The 5,196-nt window shown below is 70.2% G+C and carries 4 protein-coding genes; 2 read left to right on the top strand and 2 right to left on the bottom strand.

Annotated features, from left to right (window positions below):
* Nucleotides 1-226: 226 nt before the first annotated feature.
* Both LOY02_RS15140 and LOY02_RS15135 read right to left on the bottom strand, forming a co-directional pair.
* Complete coding sequence (locus LOY02_RS15140) at nt 227-1,390, bottom strand: HAMP domain-containing sensor histidine kinase (RefSeq protein WP_317183194.1); 1,164 nt, start codon at nt 1,388-1,390, stop codon at nt 227-229.
* Between the two features lie 5 nt (nt 1,391-1,395).
* Nucleotides 1,396-2,148: a response regulator transcription factor gene (locus tag LOY02_RS15135; RefSeq protein WP_317183202.1), complete on the bottom strand. Its 753-nt coding sequence runs from the start codon at nt 2,146-2,148 to the stop codon at nt 1,396-1,398.
* Between the two features lie 158 nt (nt 2,149-2,306).
* Here LOY02_RS15135 and LOY02_RS15130 point away from each other — a divergent pair, with 158 nt between their 5' ends.
* A complete protein-coding gene (locus LOY02_RS15130) occupies nt 2,307-2,558 on the top strand; it encodes an SHOCT domain-containing protein (protein WP_317183193.1) in 252 nt (83 codons plus the stop codon).
* A 108-nt stretch (nt 2,559-2,666) separates the two neighbouring features.
* A complete protein-coding gene (locus tag LOY02_RS15125; protein ID WP_317183192.1) occupies nt 2,667-5,174 on the top strand; it encodes a heavy metal translocating P-type ATPase in 2,508 nt (835 codons plus the stop codon).
* The last annotated feature ends 22 nt before the right edge of the window (nt 5,175-5,196 follow it).

Below are 5,196 nucleotides of genomic sequence, written 5' to 3'. Positions count from 1 at the left end.
CGTGGGGCTCGTTGACCTGTGGCTCGGTGGTGGTCGAGTGGCCCCAAATGCAGGGGTGCGGGCCGGCTTTCGTGGCCACTCGACGTGGGCACCGGCGCTGGTGTGGGGGTCGCTGACGTGGGGCTCGTTGACCTGTGGCTCGGTGGTGGTCGAGTGGCCCCAAATGCAGGGTGTGGGTCGGCATTCGTGGCCACTCGACGTCGGGCTGAGTGGGGGCTGAGTGGGGTCAGGGGCGGTGGGCAGGTGTGCGGGGAAGGGTCAGTGTGAAGGTCGAGCCCTGACCCGGTCCATCGCTGTCCGCCACGAGGCTGCCGCGGTGGGCGTCGGCGATGGCGCGGCTGATCGTCAGGCCGAGGCCGGACCCGGCCCGCTGCCGGTCCCTCGCGCTGTCTCCGCGGTAGAACCGCTCGAAGACGTGCAGAAGTTGGTCCGTGTCGATCCCATCACCCGTGTCTGCGACGGAGATCTCGACCGAGTCGCCAACTGCCAGGGCGGACAGTCGCACCGACCCACCTCGAGGGGTGTGGCGCAGGGCATTCGCCAGCAGGTTGTCGAGCACCTGGCCGATACGCCGCGGGTCGACCTCGACCTGCGACCGGGCGGCGGCAGCGTCATCGGCGACGAGCTCGACGCCCTCCTGCGCGAAGTCCTCCCGCCTGGCCTGCACCGCTGACCACATGAGGTCGCGGACCGGCGTCGGCGACACATCGAGGGCCAGACGTCCCTCCTCGGCCCGGGACACGTCGTCGAGGTCGGCGGCCAGACGGGCCAGGCGCTGGGTCTGCTCGGTGATGACGCGCTCTGTGTCGGCGCTCCACGTCGTGACTCCGTCGCGCAGCCCCTCGCAGTAGACGGTGAGTGTGGCGATCGGCGTGCGCAGCTCGTGGGCCAGGTCGGAGAGCAGCCTGCGTCGCGTGTCCTCCGTCTGCTCGAGCCGGCTTGCCATGAGGTTGAAGGCGCGGCCGAGCTCGTCGAACTCGACGCCCGATCCGGAGGCATCGACCCGGGCCCCGAGGTGACCACGCGACACCTCACGGGCGGCGTCGGCCAGGGCGCTGAGCGGCGCCCGCATCCGACCGGTCACGTGCCACGTGACCGCGGCCGCGCAGGCGAGTGCAATGACGAGGGCGACGCCGAGGGAGACGAGGGAGGCGTCGCTGTAGGCCTCCTCGATGTGTGCGAGCTCGGGTGAGTTCGGGGCGTGTCCGGCCTCGAGCAGGTGCTGATGGAAGAGCGGTGGTCCGACGAAGGCCGCGACCACCGCCGCCGTGAGGACGCTGGCCAGGAGCACGAGCACCTGGGCGAACATGAGCCGCGAGGCCAGCCCGCGACCTCTGCCGGTGGCCCTGGCCCGCTGGTCACCGCCCAGTGTCATGATGCTCGATCTCATCCCGCTCAACCCTTGCCCATGCGGTAGCCGACGCCGCGAACCGTCTCGATGTACCGCGGCGCGGCGGGATCATCACCGAGCTTGCGGCGGATGTGGCCCACGTGGACGTCGACGATGTGCTCGTCACCGACCCACGCGACGTCCCAGACCTCGTCGATGAGACGGCGCCGCGAGAACGCGTAGTTGGGGCGACCCGAGAGGACGTCGAGGAGGTCGAACTCGGTCCGGGTCAGCGGGGCCGTCTCCCCAGCCACGGAGACGGTGCGTCTCGCCGGGTCGATGGACAGGTCGCCGAAGACCCTGGCCGGCTCTTCCTTCGGCGCGGAGCCGGACCCGGCCACTCCGAGCGAGGAGCCGGTGCTCCGGCGTGGGCGACGCAGGACCGCTTGGACGCGAGCGACGAGCTCTCGGGCGCTGAACGGCTTGGTGATGTAGTCGTCCGCCCCGACTGACAGTCCGACGATGCGGTCGACCTCGTCGCCGCGAGCGGTGAGCATGAGGACGTAGCAGTCCGAGAAGGTCCGCACCTGACGGCAGACCTCGACCCCGTCGAGTCCCGGCAGCCCGAGGTCGAGCACGATGACGTCGGGGTCGAGCTCCCGCGCGATCGTCACGGCGTCGGGACCGGTGAAGGCCTCGGACACCGAGTAGCCGGCCCGCGTGAGGTACGTGCCGATCATCTGCGCCAGGGCGCGTTCGTCGTCGACCACGAGGACGCGTGAGGAGGATGCGACGGCTTCGACCGCAGGTGACTCCATCCGGCCAGTCTGCTCGCTCGCCGAGCCCGCGTGCCGGTGCGCCGGCTTGGCCGCGCGGAACTTCGTCAAACCTTCATGGAATACCTCGGGGCCTCCTGACCTCCCCGGCGCAGGATGGATGTCAAGCAGTTCCCGAACCTCGTGAGGAGGCGTTGGCCATGTGGGGACACGGATGGGACTACGGCCCGGGCTGGTGGATGTGGGGCCTCATGCTCCTGGGCACCATCGGCTTCTGGCTGCTCGTTGCGTACATCGTGCGGACAGTCGTCCTCGGGCGGCGGACGAACGAAGCCCCCTCGGCACAGACGTCCACCGAGCCGCTGCGGCTACTCGACGAGCGACTCGCCCGCGGCGAGATCGACGTCGAGGAATACGAGCGGACGCGGGACATCCTGAGACACGCGCACTGAGGGTCCGTATCACTCGCCGCTGCAGGAATGGAACCATCAGGGAAACGGTTGTGCGGATATACCCCCTAGGGGTATTGTTGGGAGTCCCAGCCGAACTCTGGAGAAGTGATGACTGCACAAACGGTGTTGCACGTCGGGGGCCTGCACTGGGCCACATCCGAGCCGGCGATCGAGAAGGCCCTGATGAACCGACCGGGCGTCAACGCGGTCGAGGCGAATGCCGTGTCACAGACGGCGACGGTGGAGTTCGACCCAGACAGGACGAGCGTCGAGCAGCTCGCGGCGTGGGTGCGCGAGTGCGGCTACCACTGCGCCGGCGAGTCAGTACCGACGCACGTGTGCCCCCCGATGGACAAGCACGCCGACGGGCCCCACGACCACGAGCAGCGTGGGCACACGGACCCCGGCCACTCGAGCACCCACCCGGCCCAGCACATGGAGCACAAGGAAGCTCAGCGGCATACACCCGATGACGACCACGCCACCCACCCGGGTGCACCGGCCACGCATTCGCCCCACGACATGATGGGGCACGGCGGCCACGCCGGCATGTCGATGGAGGACATGGCCCGCGACATGCGCAACCGCTTCGTCGTCGCGGCGATCCTGTCCCTCGCGATCATGCTCTGGTCGCCGATGGGTCGCGACATGCTCGGCTTCGGCGTCCCCGCGCCGTTCGGGCTGCGCGACGACGTGTGGGGGCTCATCCTCAGCCTGCCGGTCGTCTTCTACTCCGGGTGGATCTTCTTCGACGGGGCAGTCCGAGCCCTGCGCAACCGCACGCTCGACATGATGGTCCTCGTCGCGGTCGCGATCGGCGCGGGCTGGCTCTACAGCGTCTACGTCACCGTGACCGGTGGGGGAGAGGTCTTCTACGAGGCCGCGGCGATGCTGACGACGTTCGTCCTGCTCGGCCACTGGTTCGAGATGCGGGCTCGTGGCGGCGCGAACGACGCGATCCGCGCCCTCATCGACCTCGCACCCCCGATGGCGACGGTCCTGCGCGACGGCGAGCCCGTCGAGGTGCCGACCGCCGAGGTCGTCGTCGGCGACCTGGTGCTCGTCCGGCCGGGGAGCAAGGTGCCGGTCGACGGCACCGTCGAGGACGGCCAGTCGGACGTGGACGAGTCGATGGTCACCGGCGAGAGCCTGCCCGTCGCGAAATCCGTTGGGTCACAGGTCATCGGTGCGTCGATGAACACCACCGGGACGATGCGAGTGCGCGCGACGAAGGTCGGCGCCGACACGGCGCTCGCCCAGATCGTCGCGCTCGTCCAGGAGGCCCAGAACTCCAAGGCGCCCGGTCAGCGACTCGCGGACCGAGCCGCGTTCTGGCTCGTGCTCGTTGCCCTCATCGGTGGTCTGGCGACCTTCCTCACCTGGCTGGGGATCGGCGCCGACGTCCAGGTCGCGCTGCTGTTCGCCATCACCGTCGTCGTCATCACCTGCCCCGACGCGCTCGGCCTCGCGACCCCCACGGCGATCATGGTCGGCACCGGCCTCGGGGCCAAGCGAGGCGTGCTCTTCAAGAACGCCACCGCGCTCGAGAGCTCGGCCCGGATCGACACCGTCGTGATGGACAAGACCGGCACGCTGACCAAGGGCGCGCCCGAGGTGACCCGGGTGGTCACGGAGGGCCTTCCCGAGGCGGAGGTGCTGCCGCTCGTCGCCGCGGTCGAGAAGGAGTCCGAGCACCCGCTCGCCGCGGCCGTCGTGTCGTATGCCGCTGGGCTCAGTCTCGCAGGCGAGGTGGCCACCGGTTTCCGCAACGTTCCGGGCCACGGTGCCGTCGCCGAGGTGCGTGGACACCGCGTCGTGGTGGGCAACCGCAAGCTCATGGAGGCCGAGGGCGTCGAGCTCGGTGGGCTGCTCGCCCGGCGTGACGAGCTCGCGGCCGCCGGCCAGACCGCGGTGCTCGTCGGCGTCGACGGCACGGGTGTCGCCGTGATCGGCCTCGCCGACGCGGCGCGCGAGACCTCGGCCGAGGCGGTTCGCGCCCTCCACGATCTCGGAGTGCGGGTCGTCATGCTCTCCGGGGACAACCAGGCCACGGCGGAGCGGATCGCCGGCCAGCTCGGCATCGACACGGTCATCGCCGAGGTCCTCCCCGGTGACAAGGCGGCGAAGGTCGCGGAGCTGCAGCAGCAGGGCCGCTCGGTCGCCATGGTCGGTGACGGCGTCAACGACGCACCAGCCCTGGCGCAGGCCGACCTCGGGATCGCGATCGGCGCCGGCACCGACGTCGCCATCGAGACCGCCGACGTCGTGCTCATGCGATCCGACCCGCTCGACGTGCCGACGGCGCTGCGCGTCGGTCGTGGGACCTTGCGCAAGATGCGCCAGAACCTCGGCTGGGCGGTCGGGTACAACGCCGTCGCGCTGCCGATCGCGGCGGGTGTCTTCGCTGCCTGGGGACTGACGCTGCGACCCGAGGTCGCTGCGCTGTCGATGTCCGGGTCGAGCTTCATCGTGGCCGTCAACGCCCTCATGCTCAAGCGGCTCCCCCTGCCGGAGCCGGACGCAACCGCGCCGGACGTGACGCCCGAGGACGCACCCGAGTCGCGTGCGACCGCGTCACCTTCACCGGACCTTCATGGACCCTTCGTCGAACGGTGAAGGCGCTCGGGGAGAGTAGGGG

The sequence above is a fragment of the Intrasporangium sp. genome (assembly GCF_032907665.1).
Taxonomy (GTDB): Bacteria; Actinomycetota; Actinomycetes; order Actinomycetales; family Dermatophilaceae; genus Intrasporangium.
Note: the sequence above shows the minus strand (reverse complement) of the source record. Positions and strands in the feature narration are given on the sequence as shown.